A 26,746-nucleotide genomic window follows, 5' to 3' on the forward strand; every position below is an offset into this window, starting at 1 on the left:
GCGGTGGAAACTTCCGGATCGCATCGATTACGTTGCCTTTCGAGCGGTTCGAAACGCGAATTGCTGAAAGGAAGTTCGGTTCTCATGATCTCTCGCAAGACTCTCGCCGCCACCGGCGCCGTTGCCGCCGCTGCCGCCGTGTTCCTCGGCCCCGTCGCCGTCGCGGGCGCCGATTCGGGCTCCGGCACCGGTTCCTTCAGCGGCTCGGCCGACCTGGCCAGCGGTTCCGCCGACCTCACCACCGGCTCGGCCGCCGGCTTCGGTGTGCTCGAGTCGGGCAGCGCCGCGGTCGACAGCGGCACCTCCGCGGTGCTCAACATCATCGAATCCGTCATCGGCATCCAGGATCTCACCCAGCCGGCGTCCTGAGCCGCTGCGCGAATATCCGGAGAAATCCGGTGCCGGTCCTTGTGGCCGGTGCCGGATTTCTTTTTGTTTGTGATCCTGTTGCGAATTCACGAATAAGTCTTCTCGGCCGCATGAACAGATATGCGTCAACGGCTGGTCGATTCGTGTGAATTGTCCGGAGAAGGCGTCGGGGTGGGCCCCGGCGACGCGCCCGTGACGCAGCCAACGCGGGCCAGGGGGAGACGTGCGTATCCCGGTCTGACAGGCTGGGGTTTGTGAATCCGTCTACTGCGCAGGCACGAGTGGTCGTCGACGAGCTCGTGCGCGGCGGCGTCCGCGAGGTGGTGCTGTGCCCCGGTTCGCGCAACGCCCCGCTGGCCTTCGCGTTGCAGGCGGCGGACGTGGCCGGGCAGTTGCGGCTGCACATGCGCATCGACGAGCGGACCGCGGGCTTCCTCGCGATCGGGCTCGCGGTGTCCTCGGGGCGGCCGGTGCCGGTCGTGATGACCTCGGGGACCGCGGTGGCCAATCTCGGGCCCGCGGTGCTGGAGGCCAACTACGCCAGGGTGCCGCTGATCGTCGTCAGCGCGAACCGGCCCTACGAGATGCTCGGCACCGGCGCCAACCAGACCGTCGAGCAGATGGGCCTGTTCGGCAGCCAGGTCAGGGCCACGATCAGTTTGGGGCTGGCCGAGGCGGAGGCGGGCGAGCAGAGCTACCCGCGCCAGAACAGCGTGTGGCGTTCGGCGGTGTGCCGGGTGCTCGCCGCCGCGCGCGGCACCCGCTCGGGCAATGCCGGGCCGGTCCAGTTCGACATCCCGCTGCGTGAGCCGCTGGTCCCCGAGCTCGCCGCCGACCCGCTGCCGCAGGGTCGCGACGGCGACAAGCCGTGGACCGCGACCCAGTACGCGACCCTCGACGTGCCCCTCGACATCGACCTCACCCCCGACACGGTGGTCATCTCCGGCCACGGTGCCGGGCTGCGGCCCGAGCTGTCGGCCCTGCCCACGGTCGCCGAGCCGACCGCGCCCGTGCACGGCCCGGCCCTGCATCCGCTGGCGCTGCCGCTGCTGAAGCCGGCCCAGGCGATCATCACCGGACGCCCGACCCTGCACCGGCAGGTGTCGCGGGTGCTCGCCGACCCCGAGGTGACCGTCTTCGCGCTCACCACCGGTCCGCGCTGGCCCGATGTGTCCGGCAATGTCGTCGGCACCGGCACCCGCGCGGTGACCGCGGGCACGCCGGATCCCGCCTGGCTGGCCCGCTGCGCCGAACTCGACCGGCAGGCCAGGGCGGTGGTCCGCGAGGAACTGGCGGCCCATCCGAAGGCGACCGGTCTGCACGTGGCCGCCGTGGTCATGGACGCGCTGCGCGAGGGCGATCAGCTGCTGCTCGGCGCGTCGAACCCGGTGCGCGACGCCGCGCTGGTCGCGCCCCCGCGCCCCGGCGTGCGGGTGCTGTCCAACCGTGGCGTAGCCGGGATCGACGGCACGGTCTCCGGCGCGGTCGGTGCCGCGCTGGCCCATCCCGGTCGCACCATCGCCATGATGGGCGACCTGACCTTCCTGCACGACGCGTCCGGCCTGCTCATCGGCCGCGGCGAACCGCGCCCGGACAACCTCACCATCGTCGTCGCCAACGACGACGGCGGCGGCATCTTCGAACTGCTCGAACAGGGCGACCCGCAGTACGCGGGCGTCTTCGAGCGGGTCTTCGGTACCCCGCACGGTATGGACCTCGCGGCGTTGTGCGCGGCCTACCGCATCCCGCACCGCCAGGTCGACCCCACCGAACTCGCGGTGGAGCTGACCGGTGACGCGCACGGCCTGCGGGTGCTCGAGGTCGCGACCGAACGCTCCAGCCTGCGCGAACTGCACGCGACCGTGCGCGCCAAGATCGCGGGCTAGCGCTCGGCGCCCAGCTCCTCGTCCTCGTAGGGGACGGTGAGGGTCTGCTCGATCACGTCCGCGGGGTTCGCGTTGCCACTGTCGAGGGCGACGCGCGCGGCGACCTCGGCGTAGTCGGCCGCGTCGGCGAAGGCCGGATCGTCGGCGTCGTCGTCGTGGAAGGCCGATTGTTCCTGCTCGACGCGGTCGGCCTCGGGGACTTCGTCCAGCGGGCGGGCGGGGTCGTAATCGCTCATCGATCCTCCTCGGTACTACCTCGGACGTGGTGATTGATCGGTCCTGCGCTTCCAGCCTGCGCCCCTCGGCGGCACTCGGCAACCTGCGGTCCGATGAATTCCTGGCCCCGGCCTCGTCTGTACGGGTAACGCCGCCCGCCGTCGCCGAGGAGCCCTCATGGAACCGCAGTTCGATCTCGCCCCCGCCGCCCTGTCACTGGCCACCGTGGTCGCCGTTATCGCCGACGACCACCTCGACGCCCCCACGCCGTGCGCCGACACGGTGGTCTCCCAGCTGCTCTCGCACGTCGTCGGCCTCGCCGAGGCCTTCCGCCAGGCCGCCACCAAGGAGTCCGCGGGCAACAGTGTCCCGCCCAGCCTCGACATCCCGCTGCCCGCGGATTGGCGCACCCTGATCCCCACCCGCCTCAGCGCGCTCGCGGCGGCCTGGCGCGAGCCCGCCGCCTGGGACGGTGACGCCGAGGCGGGCGGCATCACGCTGCCCGCGCCGGTCATGGCGACCGTGGCGCTGGACGAGCTGGTCCTGCACGGCTGGGACCTGGCCGTGTCCACCGGGCAGACCTTCGGCGCCGAAGCCCGCGATCTGGCGATCCTGCACGAGTTCCTGCGCGACACCGATCCCGCGGGTATCCCCGGGCTCTTCGGTCCGGTGGTCGAGGTCGACGCGGAGGCCCCGGCGCTGGACCGGCTCCTCGGTCTCGCCGGTCGTGATCCTGCCTGGCGGCCGGTCGTGTCCGCTGACCAGCGGGTTCGCTGACTCGATCGGCGGGGCGGTCAGCTGACGAAGGTGCCCGCGGCGGCGGCGATGGTGGCCGCGCGGGCGGCGGCGTCGGCGGCGGCCGTGTCGATCGGGTCGCCGCTGGCGAGTAATCGGTAGTAGAGCGGGGCCGAGACCGCCGAGAGCACCGCGCGGGGATCGGTGCCCGGCGGTGCCTCGCCGCGCGCCACGGCGTCGTCCACGCACGGCGACCATTCGGTGAGCCGGGTGTCGTAGAAGGTGTGCAGGGCTGTGGCGGTGGACTCGTCGCCGGTGGCGGCGGCGATGACGGCGCGGAACAGATTGCCCTGGCGGGGATCGGCGAGAGTGCCCGCGACCAGGCGCGCGTTGGCGGTCAGGTCGTCGAGCAGGGTGCCGGTGTCGGCGCGCGGCAGCGACTGCTCGGCCATCTCGAGCAGCAGATCGGCGACCAGGCCCGCCGGCGTGCGCCAGCGGCGGTAGACGGTGGTCTTGCCGACTCCGGCCGTGGCGGCCACCTCGGCCAGATCCAGTGCGGGGAAACCGCGGTCGGCGAGCAGGTCCCCGGCGACCTGCAACACCGATTCGCGCACCCGTGCGGTGCGTCCACCTGGGCGAACGGAGCCGGGCCAGGCAATGTCGTGCTCCATAACGGAACTCCTGTTTCATTTAGTGGCGATCGGGTGTAGTGTCGCTCGTGTTAACGGAACTATAGACCCTTTAGGAGTTCTCATGGAATACCGTCGGCTCGGCGCTTCCGGTCTGCTCGTTCCGGCGCTCGGCTTCGGCGCGGGCACCTTCGGTGGCCGCGGCGCCCTGTTCAGCGCCTGGGGAGATACCGATGCGGCTCAGGCCAGGCGCCTGGTCGACATCAGCCTGGACGCGGGCGTCACCTTCTTCGACACCGCCGACGTCTACTCCGAAGGCGCCTCCGAGGAAGTGCTCGGCGCCGCCATCAAGGGCAGGCGCGACCAGGTCCTGCTGTCCACGAAGTCCGCGCTGCCGACAGGCCCGGGGCCGCACGAGGCCGGTGCGAGCCGGGCGCGGCTCATCAACGCCGTCGACGCGTCTCTGCGCCGTCTCGGCACCGACTACCTCGACCTGTTCCAGTTGCATGCCTTCGACGCGGGCACCCCACTCACCGAAACCCTCTCGGCGCTGGACGATCTCGTGCGCGCCGGCAAGATCCGCTACCTGGGCGTCTCCAACTTCGCCGGGTGGGAACTGATGAAAACCCTGTCCACCGCGCAGGCGCACGGCCTGGAAAAGCCGGTGGCCCACCAGGTCTACTACTCGCTCGTCGGGCGCGACTACGAATGGGAGCTCATGCCGCTGGGCGCCGACCAGGGGGTCGGGGCGGTCGTGTGGAGCCCGCTCGGCTGGGGCAGGCTCACCGGCAAAGTCCGGCGCGGACAGCCACTTCCGGCGGGCAGCCGACTGCACGAGACGGCGCAGGCGGGTCCGCCGGTGGACGACGAGCACCTCTATTCGGTGGTCGAGGTCCTCGACCGGATCTCCGCCGAGACCGGCCGCAGCGTTCCGCAGATCGCGCTGAACTGGTTGCTCACCCGCCCCACGGTCGCCACCGTCTTGATCGGCGCCCGCAACGAGGAGCAGTTACGGCAGAACCTCGACGCCGTCGGCTGGCAGCTCGACCCGCAGCACCTGGCCGCCCTCGACGCCGCGAGCGCGACCACCCCGCCCTACCCGTACTACCCGTATCACCGGCTCCCCGATTTCGCCCGGCTGAACCCGCCCGCGGTCCGGGCGGCCTGAGTCAGTAGACGTCGCGGACGTAGCGCTTCTCCGCGACGAGCTGCTTCTTGAAGGCCAGGGCCCCGGCCTCGTCGAGCTTGCCGTGGATCCGGGCGATCCGCAGCAGCGTGTCGTCGACATCCTTGGCCATGCGGGCGGCGTCACCGCACACATAGAAGTGACCGCCCTCGCGCAGCCAGGCCCACAGCTCGGCGCCGTGCTCGATCATCCGGTGCTGCACATAGATCCGCTCGCGCTGGTCGCGGGAGAAAGCGAGGTCGAGGCGGGTGAGGAAGCCCGAGCGGAACATGTCCTCCAGTTCGGCGCGGTAGTAGAAGTTCTGGGCGGCGTGCTGGTCACCGAAGAACAGCCAGTTGCGGCCCGTCGCGCCGAGCGCCCTGCGCTCGTGCAGGAATCCACGGAAGGGGGCGATACCCGTGCCCGGACCCACCATGATCATCGGCGCGGCCGGGTCCAGCGGCGGGCGGAAGTGCGGTGCCCGCTGCAGGAAGATGGGCACCTCTTCGCCGGCGCGGTCGGCGAGGAAGGTCGAGCACACCCCGCCACGGCGAGCCGCCTCGCCCACCGGGTCGCCGTAGCGCACCACGCCGACGGTCAGCTGTACCTCGTCCGGGGTGGTCAGCGGGCTGGAGGAGATCGAATACTGGCGGGGCTGGAGCTTTTTGAGCGCGCCGAGCCAGTCGACGAGATCGGTGCGGACGGGGAAGTCGCGCAGCACGTCGACGGCTTGCCGGTCCCAGAGGTAGCTCGCGAGTTCGTTGCGGTTGTCGCGGCGCAGCAGCTTGGCCAGCTGCGGGTGCGGGTTGCGTTCGGCGATGAAACCGAGCAGGTCCTGGCTCACCTTGGTGATGTCGAAGTGGGTGCGCAGCGCCACGGTGAGCGGGAGTTCGCGGTCGTCGAGCTCGACGGTCCGTCGCCCGTCCAGCCCGGTGACCGTGAGCCACTCCTCGACCAGATCGGTGCAGTTGGCCGGCAGCACACCCAACGAGTCACCCACCTCGTAGCCCGCATCGAGATCGTGCAGGTCGAAACCGAAGCGGCGCACTTCCTTCGGCGAGCCGGGCGCACTGAGGATCTCGTTGCGCATCAGCGTCGCGCGGACGGGGGATTGACGGGTGAACGGAGTGGGCGCGGGTCGCTGGGTGCGAGTGGTCTGGGGCCGGTCGAGCACGGTCGCGCCACCGCGTCCGGCGGGAGCACCACCCGCGCCCGAGGGCACCGGATTGTTCGCCGGACCGCGTCCCCCGGCGGTCTCCGAGCCGGGATACGCCGGACCGCTCGCACCGGAGGTCGCCAGGGTGTTCGCGGGCCCGGTGGCTCCGGGGTAGTTCGAGCCGGGGTGTGCCGGACCGGCTGTACCGGTGGACCCAGGTGCGGCTGTGCCTGAAGCAGCACGCGCCGGGTCCGTGGCACCGCCGGAGTTGGGTCCAGCCGACAGACCCGGATGGCCGGTGCCGGTGCCGGTGCCGGTGGCGGGGTCGCCCGGGGTGGCGCTGCCGAGCGCGTCGATCACCGCATCGAGCCACTGGTCGGCGGCGTCGGCGAAATCGGGTTCGCTGTCGACGCGGGGGAGGAGTCGCTCGGCGCCGCGGGCGGCGAGCAGAGAGTCCAGCTTGCGGCCGTGGCCGCAGAAATCGTCATAGGAGGAGTCGCCCAATGCGAACACCGCGAAGCGGACGCCGGTCAGGCGGATGACGCTGTCATCGAGTCGGGTCCAGAAGTCGGCGCCGTTGTCGGGCGGGCCGCCGTCGCCGAAGGTGCTGGTCACCACGAGGATGTCGCCGGTGAGGGCCGTCAGCTCGCAGGAGTCCATGTCCAGCAGGGCGGGCGTGAACCCGGCCTCGGTCAACCGGGCGGCGACGGTGGCGGCCAGTTCCTCGGCATTGCCGGTCTGCGAGGCCCACAGCACGGTCAGGGGAGTGGGCGCCGCGGCGGTGTCGGCCGTGGGCTCGGTGGTGGCGCTGGTGCCGCGCGAGTACATCCCGGCCAGCAGGCCGTCGACCCACAGTCGTGACGACGTCGACAGCGGCGCGCTCGCGGGCAGCACCGGCTGACCGGTCACCGGCAGCGACTGGAGTGCGGCTAGATAGCCGCTCAGGTAGATGCGTTCGGTCTCGTTCAGGGTCGGCGTCGTGCCCGCGTCCAGGCCGAGAATCCCGGCCAGCGGGTGGGCGACCGGCATGGCGGGGACCTGCTCGGGTTCGGCGGCCGGGCCCACCCGGCGCAGCGCCACGGCGCACGCCTTGAACTCCGGTTGCAGGGAGTCCGGGTCGACCGCGTCGTTGGTGACAGCGTTGATCGTCAGATACTCGCCCTGTTCGTCGTTCCAATGGAAAGGAGCAAAACAATCACCGGGACGAACTCGATCACTGATCCGCACCGGCAGCACCGCGCGGCCCCGCCGGGAGGCGATCTCGAGCTGATCACCCGCGCGCAACTCCAGGCGCTGTGCGTCGGCCGGATGGATCTCGACGAACGGCTCACCCGTGAGCTTGGTGAGTTTGCCGACCTTGCCGGTCTTGGTCATCGTGTGCCACTGGTGTTGCAGGCGGCCGGTATTGAGCAGGAAGGGGTAGTCGTCGTCGGGCAGCTCGGCGGCGGGCAGGTGCGGGCGCGCGAAGAACACCGCGCGCCGGCTCGGCGTCGCGAACGCCAGCGCGGGGGTGGTGCCGTCGGCCGCCACGTGCAGCGGCTGGTGGCGGCCGTCGTTGCGGTAGCGGATCGGATTGCGCGGCGAGCGGTCATCACCGCACGGCCACTGCATCGGTCCTTCGCGCAGCCGCTCGTAGCTCATCCCGCTCAGGTCGTAGCCGGTGGCGGGGTTGGTGAACTGCTGCAGCTCGGCGAACACTTCGGCGCTGGAGGTGAACGCGAAACCGGGGAATCCCATGGCCGTGGCGATCTGCGCGATCAGCAGCCAGTCGGGCCGCGCGTCGCCGACCGGACCGAGCGACTGGCGCAGCAGCGTGACATTGCGTTCCGAATTCACCATCACCGCATCGCTTTCCGCCCACAGCGTGGCGGGCAGCAGCAGATCGGCGTAGGCGTTGGTGGCCGTCTCGGTGTAGGCGTCCTGCACCACGACCAGTTCGGCGGCCTCGAGTCCGGCGATCACCGTCTTGCGATTGGCCACGGTGGCAACGGGATTGGTGCAGATGATCCAGGCGGCCTTGATCTCACCCTCGGCCAGGCCGCGGAACATCTCGATGGTGCCGGGGCCCGCCTCGGTGCGCAGGGTGCCCGCGGGCAGATCCCAGGCGGTTTCGACGAAGGCGCGGTCGGTGGGGGAGAGCAGGCTGCGCTGGCCCGGCAGTCCCGGGCCCATGTAGCCCATCTCGCGCCCGCCCATGGCATTGGGCTGGCCGGTGAGCGAGAACGGGCCGCTGCCCGGCCGGCAGATCGCCCCGGTGGCCAGGTGCAGGTTGACCAGGGCGTTGGTGTTCCAGGTGCCGTGGGTGGACTGGTTGAGGCCCATCGTCCACAGCGACATCCACTCGCCCGCCTCGGCGATCATGGTGGCGGCGGTGCGGATGTCGGCCTCGGCCAGGCCGGTGATCTCGGCGACGCGGGCGGGCGGGTAATCGGCCAGGAACTCCGGCATCGCCTCCCAGCCCTCGGTGTGCGCGGCGATGAACTCCGTGTCGATGGCGCCGTCGGCCACCAGCAGGTGCAGCAGGCCGTTGAGCAGGGCCAGGTCGGTGCCCGGGGCGATCTGCAGGTACAGGTCTGCGCGGGCGGCGGTGTCGGTGCGGCGCGGGTCGACCACGATCAGCTTGGCGCCCGCCTTGAGCCGGTCGGCCATGCGCAGGTAGAGGATGGGGTGGCAGTCGGCCATATTGGCGCCGCTGACGAAGAACAGGTCGGCGTGCTCGAAGTCGTCGTAGGACCCGGGCGGCCCGTCGGCACCGAGCGACTGCTTGTAGCCGGTGCCCGCGCTGGCCATGCACAGCCGCGAGTTGGCCTCGATGTGCTTGGTCCGCAGATAACCCTTGGCCAGTTTGGTGGCCAGGTACTGGGCTTCCAGCGACATCTGCCCGGAGACGTAGAGGGCGATGGCGTCGGGCCCGTGCTCGTCGAGGACGGCGCGCAGCCGGGTGGCGGTCTCGTGCACGGCCTCGTCCACCGGCAGTGGCACGGGCACCTGCCCGCGCTCGGGGCGGTGATAGGCGGTGTCCATGCGGCCGGGCGCGGCGGTCATCTCGGCGTGGGTGGCGCCCTTGGTGCAGAGCCTGCCCGCGTTGGCCGGATGCAGCTTGTCGCCGCTGACCTTCGCGATCACCCGCGCACCCGACTGGTCGGTCTTGGTCTCGACGGCGATTCCGCAGCCGACGCCGCAATACGAACACTGCGTACGCACAGTGTCCGCGCCGCGGATGTCAGCTTCCCCTGTCATGGCTTCGATCATCCGTACTCGTCGTTGCGCCGGATTTACCGAAAGTTATTTCCAGGTGACAATCGACCTCACAGGCCGAAATTTTCGCGGTGAGGTTGCGGCCGGAATATCGCCGCTGATCAGGGGATGTGCCGAATGTTCGCCGCCGCGACCGCACCGATCCGGGGTGACCGTTCTCACCCCGGCCCGGGGCGGTTTCAGGCCAGTTTGTAACCGCGGTGCAGCGCCACCACACCGCCGGTGAGGTCACGCCACTGCACCGAGTCCCAGCCCGCGTCGGCGATGCGCCGTGCCAGCCTGCGCTGGTTGGGCCAGGCGCGGATCGACTCGGCCAGGTACACGTACGCGTCGGGATTGGAGCTGACGGCCTTGGCCACCCGGGGCAGCGCCTTCATCAGGTACTCCATGTAGACCGTGCGGAACGGCCCGAACACGGGGGTGGAGAACTCGCAGACCACCACGCGGCCGCCGGGCTTGGTCACCCGCAGCATCTCGCGCAGCGCCACGTCGATATCGGCCACATTGCGCAGGCCGAAGGAGATGGTCACCGCGTCGAAGGAGTTGTCGGCGAAGGGCAGCGCCATCGCGTCGCCCGCGACCATCGGCACCTGCCGGAAACGGCCCGCGCCGAGCATCCCCTGGGAGAAGTCCGCGGCCACACACCAGGCGCCGGACTTGCCCAGCTCCACCGTCGACACCCCCGTCCCGGCCGCGAGATCGAGGACCCGCTCGCCCGGGCGCAGCGCCAGCGCGCGCCGGGTGGCCCACCGCCAGTACCGGTCCTGGCCCGCGGAGATGACCGTATTGGTGAGGTCGTAGCGCTTCGCCACACCGTCGAACATCGACGCGACCTCGTGGGGTTGCTTGTCCAGCGAAGCCCGAATCGGTTCCCGCTGCTCTGTTGTCGCCACGAACCGAGCTTATCGGGCGCCCGCCGCGCGGTTCTAGGCCGAGCGCGGCAAGCGTTCGCGCGATCCGGTCACATCCGCGTAGTGCCCGAGCAGTTCGGCGCAGATCGCGGGCCAGGTGCGGTGCAGCACCGATCTGCGCGCCGCGGCCGAGAACCGCGCGCGGGTCTCGGCGGCCCGCAGCGCCGACACCGCGCTGGGCAGCAGCTCGGTGAACCGGTCGACCGGCAGCAGGTAGCCGTTGCGGCAGTGCGCGATCAGATCGCGTGGTCCGCCCTGGTCGGGGCCGATCACCGGCACCCCCGAGGACAGCGCCTCCTGCACGCCCTGGCAGAACGTCTCGTGCTCGCCGGGATGCACCATCACATCCAGGCTCGCGTAGTGCCTGGCCAGCTCGCTGCCACCGAGTTCGCCGGTGAACACCGCCCCCGGCAGCAGCGCGCCCAGCTTCGCGCGGTCCGGTCCGCCGCCGACGATCACCAGCTGGATCGACGGGTCCGCGGCCAGCACGGCCAGCCGCTCGACGTGCTTCTCCGGCGCCAGCCTGCCGACGAAGCCGACCACGAGCCGATGCTCGTCCTCGCCCAGCCAGCTCGCCCGCAGCTCGGCACTGCGCGCGTCCGGGGTGAACCGGTCGATGTCCACCCCGCGTCCCCAGCGGTGCACGCGGGGGATGCCGTGGTCGGCGAGATCGCGCGCGGCGGCCGAGGACGGTGCCAGCGTGCGCGTGGCGCCCTCGTGGATCCGCCGGGTCCACGCCCACGCGGCCCGCGCGGCCAGACCGAGCCCGTAGCTCTTGGCGAACCCGGCCACATCGGTCTGATACACCGCGATCGAGGGCAGATCGAGGCGGGTCGCGGCCGCCAGTCCGCCCGCGCCGAGCAGGAACGGCGAGGCCAGGTGCACCACGTCGGCGTCGAAGGCGGCGATGGCCGCGGTGATTCCCGGCTGCGGCAGGCCCACCGGCAGCGAACTCACCTTGGGCACCATCATCGCGGGCACGCGGTGCACCGGGAAGCGGCCGTGGAAGCGTGGGGCCGGTGGTGCGCCGCGCAGGGTGTCGGGGGCCACGATCATCGCGTCGTGTCCGTGCTCGTCCAGATGGTCCAGCACCCGCAGGACGGAGTTGACGACGCCGTTCATGTTCGGCAGAAAAGACTCCGCCACGATGGCTACGCGCACCGCTCCAGCCTGACGGCCCCGGTACGCGGCACGCCTACGCCGACGTGAAGCCCCGGCGAACAGCGGAGGAAATCACACCGCGCGCTTGCGCCGCACCAGCCACAGCGCGGGCAGGGCCAGCGCCCACACCACCACGATCACCGAGGCCGCCGGGATGATCGCCACCCGCGCGTCGCGCCCGGCCACCCGAACCAGGTCGGGATCGCGCGTGCTGTATTCGACATTGATCCGCTGACCGGCGGTCAGATTCGTCGGATACAGGATGCCGACCTTGGGATTGTGGGTCACGCTGTCGGGCGTCACGTACATCACCGCCGAGCGCAGCCTGCCCGCCGAGAGCACCTCCCCGGAGGTGACGCCGCGATGGTTCTCGATCTCGTAGTCGTTGCGCCAGGCCGCCAGCACCAGCAGCACCATCAGCACGCTGATCACGGTCGCGGTGCCGAGCACCCCTACGCGCACCCGTCGCAGGCGCACGTTCCGCCTCTCCGACTGGCTGGTTTCCGACACCCGGCCACCCTATAGGGCGCCCGCGCGCAGCGTCGCGAAGCCCGCGCGCGGCCGGAGCGAACGCGGAGGTACGCCGAGCCTCCGGCTGGACTAGCGTGTGCGGGCATGTCCCGAAAATTCAGCTTCACCGTGCCCTACACCGTCCCGGTCGAAGATCTTCACCGGGCACTCGTCGACGATGCGGTCTGGCAGCAGCGATTCGCCGGCGCCGACACCGCGACCCTGGAACTCTCCCACCCCGACGGACCGGATTCCATCCGCATCCAGATGACCGAGACCCCCGGCCCGGACAAGGTCCCCGGCCTGGTCCGCAAGGTGCTCAAGAGCGATCTGGTGCTCGCGCGCACCGACCACTGGCAGCCCCTGGAGGGCGAGGTCGCCAAGGGCAGCTTCACCGGCCACACCGGTGGCATCAACACCGAGATGTCGGGCACCTACGAACTGCGCCCCACCGCCGAGGGCAGCGAGATCGAGGTCGTCGGCACCGTCACCGTGAAGGTTCCGCTGGTCGGCGGTGCCATCGAACCCTTGGCCGAACAACTCCACCAGCGCGTTCTCAACAGCGAACGCAAATTCATCGAAGGATGGTTCGCGAAGCTGTAGTCCGCCGCAGCGGGTGCCGTCCGCCGGGCGGCACCGTCAGCTGAAGGGGGCCAGATCGTCGGCGCGCAGCGAGGCCCGGCCCGCCGCCCGCCAGGCTTTCGCGGTGATGTCGAGGTCCTCGTCGGTGACGAGATTGCCCATCACCCGGACCGCGGTGCGCTGCAGGTACTTCGAGCGCATCACCGGCGGACCGCCGATCGGCACCATCCGCGGATGGGTGGCCAGCCCGGCCAGCCTGCGCGCCACCGAGAAGGTCCGGCCGTAGCGCTCGCGCAGCAGTTGCGGCCACACCGCGCTCAGATCGGGTTCGTCGAGCAGCTTCGAGAGCATGTGCCCGCCCTCGAGGCCGTAGTCGATGCCCTCGCCGTTGAGCGGGTTCACGCAGCCCGCCGCGTCACCGACCAGCACCCAGTTGGGCCCGGCCACACCCGAGACGGCACCGCCCATCGGCAGCAGCGCCGAGGCCACCGCCCGCAGCTCACCCTCGAACTGCCATTCCTCGCGGCGCAGCCGGGTGTAGTGCTCGAGCAGCGGCTTGAGCGCGACGTGCGAGGGCCTGGCCTCGGTGGCCAGCGAGCCGACGCCGATGTTCACCTCGCCGTTGCCCAGCGGGAAGATCCAGCCGTAACCGGGGATCAGCTCGTTGTCGGCATTGCGCAGTTCCAGGTGCGAGGAGATCCACTGGTCGTCGCTGCGCGCGGACTTGATGTAGGCGCGCGCGGCGGTGCCGTAGGCGAAGCGGCGATGCCAGGTGCGGCCCAGCTGCTTGCCGACGGGGGAGCGCACGCCGTCGGCGACGACCAGTGTCGCGCAACGCACGGTGTGGGTGTTCTCACCGAGACGCACCGTCACCCCGGTGACCCGCTCGCCCTCGCGCAGCACCTCGGTGACCTTCGCGCCGTCGACCATCCGCGCACCCGACTTGATCGCGGTCTCGCGCAGTTTGTCGTCGAGTTCGGTTCGGGGAACGGCGCTTCCGTAGGTCGGGAACGAGCCGCCGGGCCACGGCAGCAGCGCCTCGCGGCCGAAGCCCGCCATCCGCAGGCCGTGGTTCACCGTGTGCGCGCGCACCCATTCGCCCAGGCCGAGATGCTCCAGCTCGGCGGTGGCGCGGGGCGTCAACCCGTCGCCGCAGGTCTTGTCGCGCGGGAAGATCGCCGCGTCGAGCAGCAGCACATCGCGCCCCGCGCGCGCGGCCCAGGCCGCCGACGCCGAGCCCGCCGGCCCGGCGCCGACCACCAGCACCTCGACGGTGGCGGGCAGGGGAGCGCGGTCGGCGGGGGTGAGATCCGGTGAACCCATGGCTCAATACTGGCACCTGCGGCGGCTGTGCGAGAGTGTCGGGTACACCGGGAATAGTCAGTGTGTGACGGTGTTCATCGGCGTGGACCCCGGAACACGCTAGGTTGCTACCCGTCGGGGTCGGACGCATCACTGGGAGAAGAGAATGAGCACATCGGCTGTGAGCGACGAGAGCACCGTGGTTGCCGGGGTAGATCTCGTCGATCCCGAACTCGCGGCCACCGTGCGCGACGGGCTGGCCGCGGTCGAGACACTGCTCGTCGAGGAACTCTCCGACGGCGAGGACTTCCTCCAGGAAGCCGCCCTGCATCTGGCCCGCGCGGGCGGCAAGCGCTTCCGTCCGCTGTTCACCCTGCTCACCGGCCAGCTCGGCCCCAATCCCACCGACCCGGCCCTGGTCACCGCGGGCACCGTGGTGGAACTGGTGCACCTGGCCACGCTCTATCACGACGACGTCATGGACGAGGCCCCGCAGCGGCGCGGCGCGGTGAGCGTCAACGCGCGCTGGGGCAACTCCATCGCCATCCTCTCCGGTGACTACCTGTTCGCCCACGCCTCCCGGTTGACCTCCACCCTCGGCCCCGACGCGGTCCGCATCATCGCCGAGACCTTCGCCGAACTGGTCACCGGCCAGATGCGGGAAACCATGGGCGCCAAGCAGTCCCAGGATCCGGTCGAGCACTACCTGCGTGTGGTGTGGGAGAAGACCGGTTCGCTCATCGCCGCCGCGGGCCGCTTCGGCGGCACGTTCTCCGGCGCGGGCGGCGAGCATGTCGAGCGGCTGGCCCGCCTCGGTGACGCGGTCGGCACCGCCTTCCAGATCTCCGACGACATCATCGACATCTCGTCCTCGTCCGAGCAGTCCGGCAAGACCCCCGGCACCGACCTGCGTGAGGGCGTGCACACCCTGCCGGTGCTCTACGCCCTGCGCGAGCCCGGCGCCGACGGCGACCGCCTGCGCACGCTGCTGGCGCGCCCCCTGGAAACCGACGCCGAGGTCGACGAGGCGCTGGAACTGCTGCGCCGCTCACCCGGCATGGCCCAGGCCAAGGAGAAGCTGCAGTCCTACGCCGACCTCGCCGACGCCGAACTGGCCGCCCTGCCCGCGGGCCCGGCCAACGACGCCCTCACCCGGCTGGTCCGCTACACCATCGAGCGCGTGGGGTAGCTGGAACTTTCCCCGCGTCACCGACGTTTCACCACCATGCCCAATGGGATCAAGACGTTCGGGTTGATGGTCGGGATGTCGGCGTTGATCGTCGCCATCGGGGCGATGTTCCGCAGTCCGACGATCCTGATCATCTCGATCGTGCTGGCCGTCGGCATGAACGCCTACGCCTACTTCAACAGCGACAAGCTCGCGTTGAAGGCCATGCACGCGCAACCGGTCAGCGAGCTGGAGGCTCCGGTCATCTACCGGATCGTGCGCGAACTCGCGACCGCGGCGCGCCAGCCCATGCCCCGGCTCTACATCAGCCCCACCAACGCGCCCAATGCCTTCGCCACCGGCCGCAACCCCCGTCACGCCGCGGTGTGCTGTACCAGCGGCATCCTGCAACTGCTCGACGAACGGGAGCTGCGCGCGGTGCTCGGTCACGAGCTCTCGCACGTCTACAACCGCGACATCCTGATCTCGTCGGTGGCGGGCGCGATGGCCTCGGTGATCACCGGTCTGGCCAATATGGCGCTGTTCGCCGGGTCCTTCGGCGGCCGCGACGGACAGGGGCCGAACATCATCGGTGTGCTGCTGGTCTCCCTGCTCGGACCGCTCGCCGCCGGCCTGATCAAGATGGCCGTGTCCCGCTCACGCGAGTACCAGGCCGACCAGTCCGGCGCCGAACTCACCGGCGACCCGCTGGCCCTGGCCTCGGCCCTGCGCAAGATCGAGCGCGGCGTGCAGGTGGCACCCCTGCCGCCGGACCCCAAACTCACCAGCGAATCGCACCTGATGATCGCCAACCCGTTCCGCGCGGGCGACCGCATCGCCCGCTGGTACTCCACCCACCCCCCGATGGACGAACGCATCCGGCGCCTGGAGGAGATGGCGGGCGGCACCCATCGGCACTGAGCGCCGCCGCCCCGGCTACCTGTAGTTGACGAACTGCAGGGCGATGCCGAAATCCTCGCCCTTGAGTAGCGAGATCACCGCCTGCAGGTCGTCGCGCTTCTTGCTGCTCACCCGCAGCTCCTCGCCCTGGATCTGCGCCTTGACGCCCTTGGGACCCTCGTCGCGGATCTTCTTGCTGATCTTCTTGGCCTTCTCGGTGTCGATGCCCTGCACCAGGGTGCCGGTGATCTTGAACACCTTGCCCGAGGCCTGCGCCTCGCCCGCGTCGAACGCCTTGAGCGAGATGTCGCGCCGGATCAGCTTCTCCTTGAACACCTCGAGCGCGGCCTTGACCCGCTCCTCGGCATTGGCGGTCAGCACGATGGCCTCCTCGCCGGACCAGGCGATCGAGGCGTCGGTGCCCTTGAAGTCGTAGCGGGAGTTCAGCTCCTTCTCCGCCTGGTGCAGCGCATTGTCGACCTCCTGCCGATCGACCTTGCTCACCACGTCGAATGACGAATCAGCCACACTGCGCTCCTGTCCCTGAAGGTCCGGCAAACTCCGGGGCCGGAGGTCTACCGGCCACCGAGACAGTTGTACCCGTACGGGGGTTCCACCCGTGCTCGCAGGGGTCCTGTGCAGGCGGTTTGCATTGGCGGGGTGGGTTCGTTGTAAGCTGCTCAGCGCACCGGAAACGGCGCACAAGGCAGATTGCCCGAGCGGCCAATGGGAGCAGACTGTAAATCTGTCGGTGAAAGCCTACGTAGGTTCGAATCCTACATCTGCCACATCGGACCCCGTCGATCATCAGATCGGCGGGGTTCTTTGGTTATCGGGGCAGGTCGAGGAAGGCCTCCGCGTCACCGCCCGTTTCCGAGCTGGTGAAGAAGCCGTGAAAATATGACCTGACCAGGCGATTTGGTGCTCTCGGCAGGTAGTGTGTAATCTTCTTCAGGACGCCGGAGCACGGGGTCACGCTGATCGGCCCGCCGATACAGACTCTGTGCCACGTAGTCATGCCCCCTTAGCTCAGTCGGCAGAGCGTTTCCATGGTAAGGAAAAGGTCAACGGTTCGATTCCGTTAGGGGGCTCGCCGGATTGCCGGTGGTGACCGACTTTCCCGCCGGCATCACCGTAATAGGTCCGCCGTGGCGGTGTAGCTCAGTCGGTAGAGCAAACGACTCATAATCGTTGTGTCGCCGGTTCAAGTCCGGCCATCGCTACCAATAACGACTCAGCCCAGACCGGAAAGAAGGCATATCGTGGCCGCGAAGTCCACCGATGTCCGGCCAAAGATCACCTTGGCCTGCGAAGAGTGCAAGCACCGCAACTACATCACCAAGAAGAACCGGCGTAACGACCCGGATCGTCTCGAGCTGAAGAAGTTCTGCCCGAACTGCGGAACCCACCGGGCGCACCGCGAGTCGCGCTGATTCAGCACCTCAGATTTCAAGCCGAAGGCCGGACGTGAGTCCGGCCTTCGGCTTTTTCGTGTTCCGCCGGGTCACCCCCATCGGCGAAGGTGCCGTTGACCGGTGAGTAAGGTCCACCCTGTGACACTGAACACCGGAACTGACGAAGCGGTCACCGCCGCAGCCGCCGACCCGTTCGATCCCGCCGCGCACGCGGCGGCGATGGTCGGCCACCACTACCGCGTCGACGACTTCTACGAGGTCGGCCGCGAGAAGGTGCGCGAGTACGCCCGCGCCGTGCAGGACTACCACCCGGTGCACTGGGAGGAGAGCATCGCGCGCGAGTACGGCCACGACGCCCTGCTCGCCCCGCTCACCTTCATCTCCCTGGTCGGCATCCTGGCCCAGCGCAAGCTGTTCGAGCAGATCGTCACCGGCTACGACCTGAGCCAGATCATGCAGACCGACCAGATCCTGGAGTTCCACCGCCCGATCCGCGTCGGCGACCAGCTGACCTGCGATGTCTACCTGCACTCGTTCCGGCAGGCGTTCGGTGGCGACATCATCGTGACCAAGAACATCGTCACCGCCCAGGACGACGAACTGGTGCTCACCACCTACACCACGCTCATCGGCCGCAGCGGCGGTGACATCGATCCCGGGATGTCGGACACGATCCGCAACGTGCTCATGCACGGCCTCGGCGAGGACGAGCCGGTCCGGCACCTCCCCGCGGGTGGGCCGATCGCCCCGGACCCGGTCACCAAGGCGCCCGCGCCGACCGTGTGCCCTCGCGCCCTGTCCTTCGACAGCGTCACCGCGGGCGACGAGCTGCCCCCGCGCACCGTGCGCCTGACCCGTGGCGACCTGGTGAACTACGCCGGCGTCTCCGGCGACGCCAATCCGATCCACTGGAGCGACGAGATCGTCGAGCTGGTCGGCCTGGACGACGTGGTGGCCCACGGCATGCTCACGATGGGTCTCGGCGGCGGTTTCGTCACCTCCTGGCTGGGCGATCCCGGCGCGGTGCAGGAGTACAACGTGCGCTTCACCAGTCCGGTCTATGTCGGCGCGGAGTCCCCGGCCGAGGTGGAATTCACCGGTAAGGTGAAATCGGTGGATCCGGAATCCCGAACCGCGGTCGTCGCCATCACGGCGAAGTCGGCGGGGAAGAAGATCTTCGGGCGCGCCACGGCAACCGTTCAGCTGTCCTGACCTGGACACCTGCCCCGGATTGGCGAATACCGCACGCGGTACCGTACACTCGGAGCTCTGGGGTCACCGGCTGCTGCGCGCTGATCTTCCCGGGGAGCTCGCTCCCCTCGAAGGCGGCGCGCATGTTGTGTGACACCAGGGTTCGATAAATTAATATCGACTGTGGTTGGACATATCGGCTCAGGCCGGTCCAACCGAAGGGGCGTAGCTCAATTGGCAGAGCAGCGGTCTCCAAAACCGCAGGTTGCAGGTTCAAGTCCTGTCGCCCCTGCCCTGAATGCCAGCGACGAGGAAGGATCGACGTGACGGACGAGCGGGAAACTCGCGCCGAAGACGGCGACGACACCGCCGCTGCCACTCGGCCGAGCGGCAAGCGGACAGCTCGCCGTGCGCGTACGTCGGATTCCCCGGCGGACACCGGTTCGGTCGCCACGCTCGATCGGCCCTCGGCCGCGCGCAAGGCGGACAAGAACGCTGGTAAGGCCAAGACGGGCAATCCGTTCAAGCGGCTGATCAAGTTCCTGCGAGAGGTCATCGCGGAACTGCGCAAGGTGATCTGGCCCAACCGGAAGCAGATGGTCACCTATACGGCCGTCGTTCTGGTGTTCGTGGTCTTCATGGTCGCGTTCATCTACGGGATCGACATAGCGTTCATCAAGGGCATCGACTGGCTGTTCGGCTGATCGCCGACGCCAACGCCGGTAGCCGATTCCGGAACGGCGGAGTGAGCTTTCCGCGCCCCGACCCGGCCAGAGGATGTACGTGACGACACAGGAAGCGAGTGCCTCAGTGAGCACCCCGGAGAACGACACCAACGACGAGTTCCCGGTTGACGACGCTGTCGTGGCGGAGACCGCCACCGACGAGGTCGAGGCCACCACCGAGGACGCGCCCGCCGACGTGGCCGAGGAAGCCGCCGTCGCGGAGGTCGCCACCGAGGAAGACCCCGAGGCCGACCCGGTCGAGTCGATGAAGGCCAAGCTGCGCCGGGTCCCCGGCGACTGGTACGTCGTGCACTCCTACGCCGGCTACGAGAACAAGGTCAAGACCAACCTCGAGACCCGCGTGCAGAACCTCGGCCTCGAGGACTACATCTTCCAGGTCGAGGTGCCGACCGAAGAGGTCACCGAGATCAAGAACGGCCAGCGCAAGCACGTCAACCGCAAGGTGCTGCCCGGCTACATCCTGGTCCGTATGGAACTGAACAACGAGTCGTGGGGCGCGGTGCGCAACACTCCCGGTGTCACCGGTTTCGTCGGGATGACCGGCGGCGGCCCCGGCGCCAAGCCGACCCCGCTGACCATCAACGAGGTCGTGAAGTTCCTGGTCCCGGCCGGTGCGCAGCAGAAGAAGGCGGCCGCCGCGGCGACCACCTCGACCAGCGCGGAGTCCTCGGGCGAGGTCTCGGCCAAGCCGATCATCGAGGTCGACTTCGAGGTCGGCGAGTCGGTGACGGTGATGGACGGCCCGTTCGCGACGCTGCCCGCCAGCATCAGCGAGGTCAATGCCGAGCAGCAGAAGCTCAAGGTGCTCGTCTCGATCTTCGGTCGCGAGACCCCGGTCGAGCTGAACTTCACCCAGGTCTCCAAGATCTAGTTCCACCCGGTTCTCCGGTAACGGCACCGCCTCGGCGGTGCCGTTGCCGTTTACCGGACCTCCCCGCCCGCGGTGGCCGTGCCGCGGTTCGGTAGAGTGTGACAGTTCGTGCGCAGACCCGCGCCAGGCGTTTTCCGCCCGGCGGTGCGGTCGTGCGCGAATGCCGGGTTTGGACCCGGCGTGGGAGCGATCCCGCAACAGGCTTACGGCAACCGTAAGGAACCCGAAACCCAAGGAAGAAAGATGCCCCCCAAGAAGAAGAAGCTCGCCGGGCTCATCAAGCTGCAGATCCAGGCTGGCGCCGCCAACCCGGCTCCTCCGGTCGGCCCCGCGCTCGGTCAGCACGGCGTCAACATCATGGAGTTCTGCAAGGCGTACAACGCCGCGACCGAGTCGCAGCGTGGCAACGTCATCCCGGTCGAGATCTCGGTGTACGAGGACCGGACGTTCGACTTCAAGCTGAAGACCCCGCCCGCCGCGCGTCTGCTGCTCAAGGCCGCCGGTGTGCAGAAGGGCTCGGCCGAGCCGCACAAGACCAAGGTCGCCAAGGTCACCATGGACCAGGTCCGGGAGATCGCCAAGACCAAGGCCGAGGATCTCAACGCCACCGATCTCGATCAGGCCGCGAAGATCATCGCCGGTACCGCCCGTTCGATGGGTATCACCGTCGAGGGCTGAGCGAACTCTCGCTCCATGTGGGAGGGCCGGCCAGGCCCGGGAACCACATCTGACACCAGAACATTAAGGACAGAGAATCATGGCAAAGCGAAGCAAGGCGTATCTCGCCGCTGCTGAGAAGGTCGATCGCGACAAGCTGTACTCCCCGCTGAGCGCCGCGCGCCTGGCGAAGGAGACCGCGACCACCAAGACCGACGCGACCGTCGAGGTCGCCGTTCGTCTCGGCGTCGACCCGCGTAAGGCCGACCAGATGGTCCGCGGCACCGTCAACCTGCCGCACGGCACCGGTAAGACCGCCCGCGTCATCGTGTTCGCCGCCGGCGAGAAGGCCGCCGAGGCCGAGGCCGCCGGTGCCGACGCCGTGGGCGCCGAGGACCTGATCGAGCGGATCCAGGGCGGCTGGCTCGACTTCGACGCCGCGATCGCCACCCCGGACCAGATGGCCAAGGTCGGCCGTATCGCGCGTGTCCTGGGCCCGCGTGGTCTGATGCCGAACCCGAAGACGGGCACCGTCACCAACGATGTGACCAAGGCCGTCGCCGACATCAAGGGCGGCAAGATCAACTTCCGCGTCGACAAGCAGGCCAACCTGCACTTCGTCATCGGCAAGGCGTCCTTCGACGACGCCAAGCTGGTGGAGAACTACGGCGCCGCGCTGGACGAGATCCTGCGTGTGAAGCCGTCGACCGCCAAGGGCCGCTACGTCAAGAAGATCACGGTTTCGACCAACACCGGACCGGGCATCCCGGTGGACCCGAACCGTACCCGCAACCTCCTCGACGAGGATGCGTGAGCTTCACCTGACAGGTAGCTCCTGATCGACCACGAGGGTGGGAACGCACTGCGTTCCCACCCTCGCGGTGTTCCGGGGGACTATTCGCCACGACCTGCCGGTTGCGCACAGGTGTGACCAGGATTCTGCTGATCTCCGGTAGCACCAGAGCCGGATCGACCAATACCGCCGCTTTGCGCGCCGTCGCCGGGGTCGCGCCCCGCGGGATGCGCGCCGACCTCTACACCGGCCTGCGTGACCTGCCCGCTTTCGTTCCCGGCGACGATCCGGACGACCATCCCGCGGTGGTCGACCTCCGTGCCGAGCTCGCCACCGCCGACGCGGTGCTCATCTGCACCCCCGAATACGCGGGGACACTGCCCGGCAGCCTGAAGAACCTGCTCGACTGGACCGTCGGCACGGCGGACCTGCACGAGAAACCGGTGGCCTGGCTGTCGGTGGCGCAACCGGGTCGCGGCGAGGGCGCGTTGGGGACGCTGTCCACGGTGCTCGGTTATGTCGGCGCCGACGTGGTTCGGTCGGCGTGTCTGCGGGTGCCGCTGCTCGGCGCCGATGTCGACGAGAACGGGCTGGTCACGGATCGGGAGTTCCCGCTGAAAGCGTCGATCGCGCTGGTCCAACTGGCCGCTCACCTGCGGGGGATCAGGGGGTGACGCGCACCGAGCCGCATCGGCCCGGTGCGCGCTCGGTCAACTCTTCGTTTCGGCGTCCTCGGTCTCGCGCCAGCCGAGCAGCACGGACTCGCCACCCTGCGGTTTCCACGGCAGGAAGATCGCCACGATCAGCGCGCAGACCGCGACCGCTCCCGCCGCCACCAGCGACGCGGTGTGCGCACCCTGCAGGGTGGCCGTCTTCATGGCGACGATGAGGTTCTCGCGCTGGGTCTCCAGGAACGGGGTCAGCTCGCGTTTGCGCAGCTCCAGCACGCTGAGCGGACTGGCCTTGACCAGGCTCTTCTCGTTGGCGTTCATGATGCCCAGTGGGATGGCGTCGACCCGCGCGCCGATGCGGCTGCTGTAGTAGGAGGCCACGATCGAGCCGAGCACCGCGACGCCGAGGGTGCCGCCGATCTCGCGGGTGGTGTCGTTGACGGCCGAGCCCGCGCCCGCCTCGTCCAGCGGTAGCGCCGACATGATCGACTCCGTCGCCGGGCCCTGCACGATGCCCAGACCCAGCGCCATCGACACCATCGACGGCAGCACACCGATCAGGTAGCTGCTGTCCACGGTGACCTGGCCGCCCAGGTAGAGACCCAATCCGGTGAGCAGCAGCCCGATCACCAGCACCGCGGTGGTGCCGACCCGCTGCGCAAGCAGGGTCGCGACCGGTGCGCCGATCGCCACCGAGAACGCGAACGGCAGTGACGCGATACCGAATTCGAGTGGCGTGTATTCGCGCACGCCCTGGAAATACTGGGTGATCAGGAAGAGAAAGCCGAACATCGAGAAGTAGCCGACGGCAATGGCCAGGGCGGGCAACGAGAATCGGCGATTGCGGAACAACCGCATATCGAGAATCGGTGCGGCGCTGCGCAATTCCCACGTGACGAAGGCGGCGAGCAGGACCGCGCCGAGCAATCCGGTGCCCAGGGTGGTGAGCGAGAGCCAGCCGTTGTGCGGCGCCTCGATGATCGACCACACCACCAGCGTGATGCCCGCGATCGAGAGCGCGATACCGACCAGATCGAGTGTGCCCACCGATTCGGACCGGGATTCGGGCACCCACAGCAGCGTGGCGACCAGCGCGACCAGCGCCACCGGCACATTGATCCAGAACACCGAATGCCAGCTGAAGTGTTCGAGCAGCCAGCCACCCGAGATCGGGCCGATGGCGATGGCGAAGCCCGCCATGGCCGTCCACGCGGCGATGGCGAGTGCGCGTTCGCGCCGGTCGGTGAAGATGTTGATGATCAGGGCCAGGGTGGCCGGGAAGACGGCGGCGGCGAACACGCCCATGGCCGCGCGGGCGGCGATGACCTGCGTCATCGAACCGGCCAGCGCGCCACCGACCGACATCACCGCGATGCCGATCAGGCCGATGACCATGATCCGGCGGCGGCCGTAACGGTCGCCGAGGTTGCCCGCCGCGAGCAGCAGGCCCGCGAAGGTGAGCGTGTAGGCGTCGACGACCCATTGCAGGCCGGAGACGCCGGTCTGCAGCTGGACGCCGATCGAGGGGAGCGCGACATTGACGATGGTGTTGTCGAGCACCACCAGCAATTCGGCCAGGCAGATGACGAGGAGTGCGAGGAATCGCTGCGGACGCCGGTCCAGCAGCACTGGTGGAGCGACTATGGAGGTTGCCATAGCAAAGGAGTGAAGCAGATTACTGTCACCTGGCGTAACACTTTTCCCGTGGGATTGCTGCCACATTCGGGGTGGCGAAGTGACCTGCGCCACAAACAATCCGCTGATTTCGGGCGTTCGCCGACCCGTTTTGGCAGATGGGGGTAGGTGCCGGTACAGTGAGCTCCGGTCATCGACTCGTTCGGTGGCTACCCATTCGTTCTACCGAAGACCGTTGGTCGTCGATGCCGCCTGTGCGGGGTCGATCGAAGGTCCGGCGACATTGCCGGCGGCCCACGCAGGGAGAGCTGAGGCCGATCTTTCGCGCCCCGGTACGCCTTGCGTCCGGGGCGTTAGTTTTGTCGCCGGCCCCTGATTCGGTAGTGCGCGTTCACGAACCGACATCAGAGAGGAGGCGAAGTATGGCGAAGCCTGAAAAGGTCACCGCTGTCGCGGAGATCGCGGAGCAGTTCAAGAACTCCACGGCCACTGTCGTCACGGAATACCGTGGTCTGTCGGTCGGCAAGCTCACCGAGCTGCGTCGCGCGCTGGGCACCGGCGCTACGTACTCCGTCGCCAAGAACACCCTGGTCAAGCTCGCTGCCGGCGAAGCCGGTGTCGCGGGTCTGGACGAGCTGTTCGTCGGCCCGACCGCCATCACCTTCATCCAGGGTGAGCCGGTCGACGCGGCCAAGGCGCTCAAGCAGTTCGCCAAGGACAACAAGGCCCTCGTGATCAAGGGCGGGTACATGGACGGCAAAGCGCTGTCCGTGGCCGAGGTCGAGCGCATCGCCGACCTGGACTCCCGCGAGGTGCTGCTGGCCAAGCTGGCCGGCGCGTTCAAGGCCAAGCCCGCGCAGGCCGCAGGCCTGTTCAACGCTCCCGCTTCCCAGGTCGCCCGGCTCGCCCAGGCCCTGCTGGAGAAGCGTCAGAGCGAGGGCGCTGCCGCCCCGGCCGACGCCGAATAAGACCACTTTTACAAACATCGGAAGGAACCATCATGGCCAAGCTGAGCACCGAAGAACTGATCGACGCCTTCAAGGAGCTGACCCTGCTCGAGCTCGCTGAGTTCGTCAAGGTCTTCGAGGAGACCTTCGAGGTCACCGCCGCTGCCCCCGTCGCCGTTGCCGCCGCGGGTGCCGCCCCGGCCGCCGCCGACGCCGCCGAGGAGCAGGACGAGTTCGACGTCGTTCTCGAGAGCGCCGGCGACAAGAAGATCCAGGTCATCAAGGTGGTCCGTGAGATCGTCTCCGGCCTGGGCCTGAAGGAAGCCAAGGACCTGGTCGAGGGTGCCCCGAAGCCGATCCTGGAGAAGGTCGCCAAGGACGCCGCCGAGGCTGCCAAGGCCAAGCTGGAAGAGGCCGGCGCCAAGGTCTCGGTCAAGTAATTCCGCGCTTCGCGCTTGCGAACGGGCGGCCCTTTCGGGGGCCGCCCGTTTGTCATTTGTCCGGACATGCGATGGTGATACACGCTGTATCAACCGGGTGGGTTACTCTTCAGTCATATGAAGGGTGTGCCCTGTCTCACTGATGGGATACAGTGACCGGACCCACAGTGTTGTGCGGTGCCGCCGTGTCAATTGCGCGCGGACAGCGGGTGGGGTGCTCGCAGTGATCAATGGAGGTAGGCGTGGGCGTCGAGGTCAGGACCGAGGGTGTTACCAAATCCTTCGGTTCCCAGCGAATTTGGCAGGACGTGTCGATCACGCTCCCTTCGGGTGAGGTGAGCGCGCTGCTCGGCCCCTCGGGTACGGGTAAGTCGGTGTTCCTGAAGTCGCTCATCGGCCTGCTGCGGCCCGAGCGCGGATCCATCTTCATCGATGGCACCGATATCACCACCTGCTCCAACAAGGAGCTCTACGAGATCCGCAAGCTGTTCGGTGTGCTGTTCCAGGACGGCGCGCTGTTCGGGTCGATGAATCTCTACGACAACATCGCCTTCCCGCTTCGTGAGCACACGAAGAAGTCGGAGAGCGAGATCAAGCGCATCGTCATGGAGAAGCTCGAGCTCACCGGTCTGCTCGGTGCCGAGAACAAGCTCCCCGGCGAGATCTCCGGCGGTATGCGCAAGCGTGCCGGCCTGGCCCGCGCGCTCGTGCTCGACCCGCAGATCATCCTGGTCGACGAGCCCGACTCCGGCCTGGACCCGGTGCGTACCTCGTACCTGGCCCAGCTGCTGCTCAACATCAACGCCCAGATCGACGCCACGATCCTGATCGTGACGCACAACATCAACCTGGCCCGTACCGTGCCGGACAACATCGGCATGCTGTTCCGCCGCAACCTGGTGATGTTCGGTCCCCGCGAGGTGCTGCTCACCAGCGAGGAGCCGGTGGTCAAGCAGTTCCTCAACGGCCGCATGATCGGCCCGATCGGTATGTCCGAGGAGAAGGACGAGGCGCAGATGGCGCGCGAGCAGGCGCTCGTCGACGCCGGTCACCACCACGGTGGCGCCGAGGAGATCGAGGGCATCATCCCGCAGATGAAGGCCGAGCCGGGCATGCCCGTGCGCCAGGCGGTCTTCCGCAGGCAGGCCCGGGTGCGCGAGATCATGCACACCCTGCCGCACGCCGCGCAGGTGGCGATCCGCGAGTCGCTGGACCAGTCCGAGGACACCCAGGTGATGGCGGCCTACGGCAGCGACCAGCCCACCGAGGTCTTCGGCAAGACGATTCCGCACGGCCAGGCCAACGCCTGAGCCTCGTTCGACGCGACACCGAGCCCCGGCCGCCACGGCCGGGGCTCGGTGCGTTCACGGCCCGAATCGCGGCGCTGAGCGGCGGATCTGCGAGTTGCCGCATTCGGCGTGTCGCGGGTAAA

26 protein-coding genes and 4 tRNA genes are annotated in these 26,746 nt (G+C 68.8%); 21 read left to right on the top strand and 9 right to left on the bottom strand.

Going from position 1 to position 26,746, the window contains the following annotated elements:
- Positions 1-84: 84 nt before the first annotated feature.
- Both ACWEMY_RS05275 and menD read left to right on the top strand, forming a co-directional pair.
- The gene (locus ACWEMY_RS05275; protein WP_452388982.1) at positions 85-369 is read left to right on the top strand and encodes a hypothetical protein; all 285 of its coding nucleotides are present in this window, start codon (positions 85-87) and stop codon (positions 367-369) included.
- Positions 370-623: 254 nt separating this feature from the next.
- Positions 624-2,255 carry a 2-succinyl-5-enolpyruvyl-6-hydroxy-3-cyclohexene-1-carboxylic-acid synthase gene (menD, locus tag ACWEMY_RS05280; protein WP_452388983.1) on the top strand — a complete coding sequence of 544 codons (1,632 nt, stop codon included), beginning with the start codon at positions 624-626 and terminating at the stop codon, positions 2,253-2,255.
- Here the strand turns inward: menD and ACWEMY_RS05285 are convergent.
- Positions 2,252-2,491: a hypothetical protein gene (locus tag ACWEMY_RS05285; protein WP_375930250.1), complete on the bottom strand. Its 240-nt coding sequence runs from the start codon at positions 2,489-2,491 to the stop codon at positions 2,252-2,254. The genes menD and ACWEMY_RS05285 overlap by 4 nt on opposite strands.
- A gap of 157 nt (positions 2,492-2,648) precedes the next feature.
- Between ACWEMY_RS05285 and ACWEMY_RS05290 the strand changes: the two genes are divergently transcribed.
- Complete coding sequence (locus ACWEMY_RS05290) at positions 2,649-3,248, top strand: TIGR03086 family metal-binding protein (protein WP_452388984.1); 600 nt, start codon at positions 2,649-2,651, stop codon at positions 3,246-3,248.
- 17 nt (positions 3,249-3,265) lie between these two features.
- Here the strand turns inward: ACWEMY_RS05290 and ACWEMY_RS05295 are convergent, their stop codons facing one another.
- Positions 3,266-3,877 carry a TetR/AcrR family transcriptional regulator gene (locus ACWEMY_RS05295; protein WP_375930244.1) on the bottom strand — a complete coding sequence of 204 codons (612 nt, stop codon included), beginning with the start codon at positions 3,875-3,877 and terminating at the stop codon, positions 3,266-3,268.
- Positions 3,878-3,959: 82 nt separating this feature from the next.
- Here ACWEMY_RS05295 and ACWEMY_RS05300 point away from each other — a divergent pair, with 82 nt between their 5' ends.
- Positions 3,960-5,003, top strand: a complete 1,044-nt coding sequence (locus tag ACWEMY_RS05300; RefSeq protein WP_452388985.1) for an aldo/keto reductase — start codon at positions 3,960-3,962, stop codon at positions 5,001-5,003.
- A 1-nt stretch (position 5,004) separates the two neighbouring features.
- Here the strand turns inward: ACWEMY_RS05300 and ACWEMY_RS05305 are convergent, their stop codons facing one another.
- The 4 genes from ACWEMY_RS05305 to ACWEMY_RS05320 form a co-directional block, all read right to left on the bottom strand.
- The gene (locus ACWEMY_RS05305) at positions 5,005-9,396 is read right to left on the bottom strand and encodes a molybdopterin-dependent oxidoreductase (RefSeq protein WP_452388986.1); all 4,392 of its coding nucleotides are present in this window, start codon (positions 9,394-9,396) and stop codon (positions 5,005-5,007) included.
- Between the two features lie 197 nt (positions 9,397-9,593).
- Positions 9,594-10,307, bottom strand: a complete 714-nt coding sequence (locus tag ACWEMY_RS05310) for a demethylmenaquinone methyltransferase (protein WP_375930235.1) — start codon at positions 10,305-10,307, stop codon at positions 9,594-9,596.
- Positions 10,308-10,340: 33 nt separating this feature from the next.
- Positions 10,341-11,486, bottom strand: a complete 1,146-nt coding sequence (locus ACWEMY_RS05315) for a glycosyltransferase family 4 protein (RefSeq protein ID WP_452388987.1) — start codon at positions 11,484-11,486, stop codon at positions 10,341-10,343.
- A 72-nt stretch (positions 11,487-11,558) separates the two neighbouring features.
- A complete protein-coding gene (locus tag ACWEMY_RS05320) occupies positions 11,559-11,996 on the bottom strand; it encodes a DUF3592 domain-containing protein (RefSeq protein WP_452388988.1) in 438 nt (145 codons plus the stop codon).
- A 105-nt stretch (positions 11,997-12,101) separates the two neighbouring features.
- On the opposite strand from ACWEMY_RS05320, the gene ACWEMY_RS05325 reads away from it, so the two are divergent.
- Positions 12,102-12,599, top strand: a complete 498-nt coding sequence (locus ACWEMY_RS05325; RefSeq protein ID WP_375930226.1) for a DUF2505 domain-containing protein — start codon at positions 12,102-12,104, stop codon at positions 12,597-12,599.
- Between the two features lie 36 nt (positions 12,600-12,635).
- On the opposite strand, the gene ACWEMY_RS05330 is transcribed toward ACWEMY_RS05325, so the two are convergent.
- Entirely contained in the window at positions 12,636-13,901 is a 1,266-nt protein-coding gene (locus ACWEMY_RS05330; RefSeq protein WP_452388989.1) for a geranylgeranyl reductase family protein, read from the bottom strand.
- A gap of 145 nt (positions 13,902-14,046) precedes the next feature.
- Between ACWEMY_RS05330 and ACWEMY_RS05335 the strand changes: the two genes are divergently transcribed.
- Positions 14,047-15,069, top strand: a complete 1,023-nt coding sequence (locus ACWEMY_RS05335; RefSeq protein WP_452388990.1) for a polyprenyl synthetase family protein — start codon at positions 14,047-14,049, stop codon at positions 15,067-15,069.
- A gap of 36 nt (positions 15,070-15,105) precedes the next feature.
- A complete protein-coding gene (gene htpX, locus ACWEMY_RS05340) occupies positions 15,106-15,969 on the top strand; it encodes a zinc metalloprotease HtpX (protein WP_375930217.1) in 864 nt (287 codons plus the stop codon).
- Positions 15,970-15,984: 15 nt separating this feature from the next.
- Here htpX and ACWEMY_RS05345 read toward each other — a convergent pair whose 3' ends face one another.
- The gene (locus ACWEMY_RS05345; protein ID WP_452388991.1) at positions 15,985-16,476 is read right to left on the bottom strand and encodes a YajQ family cyclic di-GMP-binding protein; all 492 of its coding nucleotides are present in this window, start codon (positions 16,474-16,476) and stop codon (positions 15,985-15,987) included.
- Between the two features lie 177 nt (positions 16,477-16,653).
- Between ACWEMY_RS05345 and ACWEMY_RS05350 the strand changes: the two genes are divergently transcribed.
- The 11 genes from ACWEMY_RS05350 (at position 16,654) to ACWEMY_RS05400 (ending at position 22,295) form a co-directional block, all read left to right on the top strand.
- Positions 16,654-16,736 (top strand) — tRNA-Tyr (locus ACWEMY_RS05350).
- Positions 16,737-16,966: 230 nt separating this feature from the next.
- Positions 16,967-17,039, top strand: a tRNA-Thr gene (locus ACWEMY_RS05355).
- Positions 17,040-17,098: 59 nt separating this feature from the next.
- Positions 17,099-17,174, top strand: a tRNA-Met gene (locus ACWEMY_RS05360).
- Positions 17,175-17,210: 36 nt separating this feature from the next.
- Positions 17,211-17,381 (top strand): 50S ribosomal protein L33, encoded by a 171-nt coding sequence (gene rpmG / locus ACWEMY_RS05365; RefSeq protein ID WP_019049401.1) that lies wholly within the window; start codon positions 17,211-17,213, stop codon positions 17,379-17,381.
- Between the two features lie 126 nt (positions 17,382-17,507).
- A complete protein-coding gene (locus ACWEMY_RS05370) occupies positions 17,508-18,575 on the top strand; it encodes a fused (3R)-hydroxyacyl-ACP dehydratase subunits HadA/HadB (RefSeq protein ID WP_452389036.1) in 1,068 nt (355 codons plus the stop codon).
- Positions 18,576-18,773: 198 nt separating this feature from the next.
- Positions 18,774-18,846: transfer RNA gene (locus ACWEMY_RS05375), tRNA-Trp, on the top strand.
- 31 nt (positions 18,847-18,877) lie between these two features.
- Positions 18,878-19,258 (top strand): preprotein translocase subunit SecE, encoded by a 381-nt coding sequence (secE, locus tag ACWEMY_RS05380; RefSeq protein ID WP_375930212.1) that lies wholly within the window; start codon positions 18,878-18,880, stop codon positions 19,256-19,258.
- A gap of 106 nt (positions 19,259-19,364) precedes the next feature.
- The gene (gene nusG / locus ACWEMY_RS05385; protein ID WP_375935490.1) at positions 19,365-20,171 is read left to right on the top strand and encodes a transcription termination/antitermination protein NusG; all 807 of its coding nucleotides are present in this window, start codon (positions 19,365-19,367) and stop codon (positions 20,169-20,171) included.
- A gap of 243 nt (positions 20,172-20,414) precedes the next feature.
- Complete coding sequence (gene rplK / locus ACWEMY_RS05390) at positions 20,415-20,849, top strand: 50S ribosomal protein L11 (protein WP_452388992.1); 435 nt, start codon at positions 20,415-20,417, stop codon at positions 20,847-20,849.
- Between the two features lie 79 nt (positions 20,850-20,928).
- On the top strand, positions 20,929-21,642 hold the full coding sequence (gene rplA, locus ACWEMY_RS05395) for a 50S ribosomal protein L1 (RefSeq protein ID WP_375930209.1): 714 nt from the start codon (positions 20,929-20,931) through the stop codon (positions 21,640-21,642).
- Between the two features lie 113 nt (positions 21,643-21,755).
- A complete protein-coding gene (locus tag ACWEMY_RS05400; protein ID WP_452388993.1) occupies positions 21,756-22,295 on the top strand; it encodes an NADPH-dependent FMN reductase in 540 nt (179 codons plus the stop codon).
- Between the two features lie 36 nt (positions 22,296-22,331).
- On the opposite strand, the gene ACWEMY_RS05405 is transcribed toward ACWEMY_RS05400, so the two are convergent.
- Positions 22,332-23,948 (bottom strand): MFS transporter, encoded by a 1,617-nt coding sequence (locus ACWEMY_RS05405; protein WP_452388994.1) that lies wholly within the window; start codon positions 23,946-23,948, stop codon positions 22,332-22,334.
- Between the two features lie 401 nt (positions 23,949-24,349).
- Between ACWEMY_RS05405 and rplJ the strand changes: the two genes are divergently transcribed.
- From rplJ to ACWEMY_RS05420, 3 genes are all read left to right on the top strand, one after another.
- Complete coding sequence (gene rplJ, locus ACWEMY_RS05410) at positions 24,350-24,895, top strand: 50S ribosomal protein L10 (protein WP_375930200.1); 546 nt, start codon at positions 24,350-24,352, stop codon at positions 24,893-24,895.
- Between the two features lie 32 nt (positions 24,896-24,927).
- The gene (gene rplL / locus ACWEMY_RS05415; RefSeq protein ID WP_375930197.1) at positions 24,928-25,314 is read left to right on the top strand and encodes a 50S ribosomal protein L7/L12; all 387 of its coding nucleotides are present in this window, start codon (positions 24,928-24,930) and stop codon (positions 25,312-25,314) included.
- Positions 25,315-25,556: 242 nt separating this feature from the next.
- On the top strand, positions 25,557-26,624 hold the full coding sequence (locus ACWEMY_RS05420) for an ABC transporter ATP-binding protein (protein WP_278261488.1): 1,068 nt from the start codon (positions 25,557-25,559) through the stop codon (positions 26,622-26,624).
- The last annotated feature ends 122 nt before the right edge of the window (positions 26,625-26,746 follow it).

The sequence above is a fragment of the Nocardia sp. NPDC004415 genome (assembly GCF_053602435.1).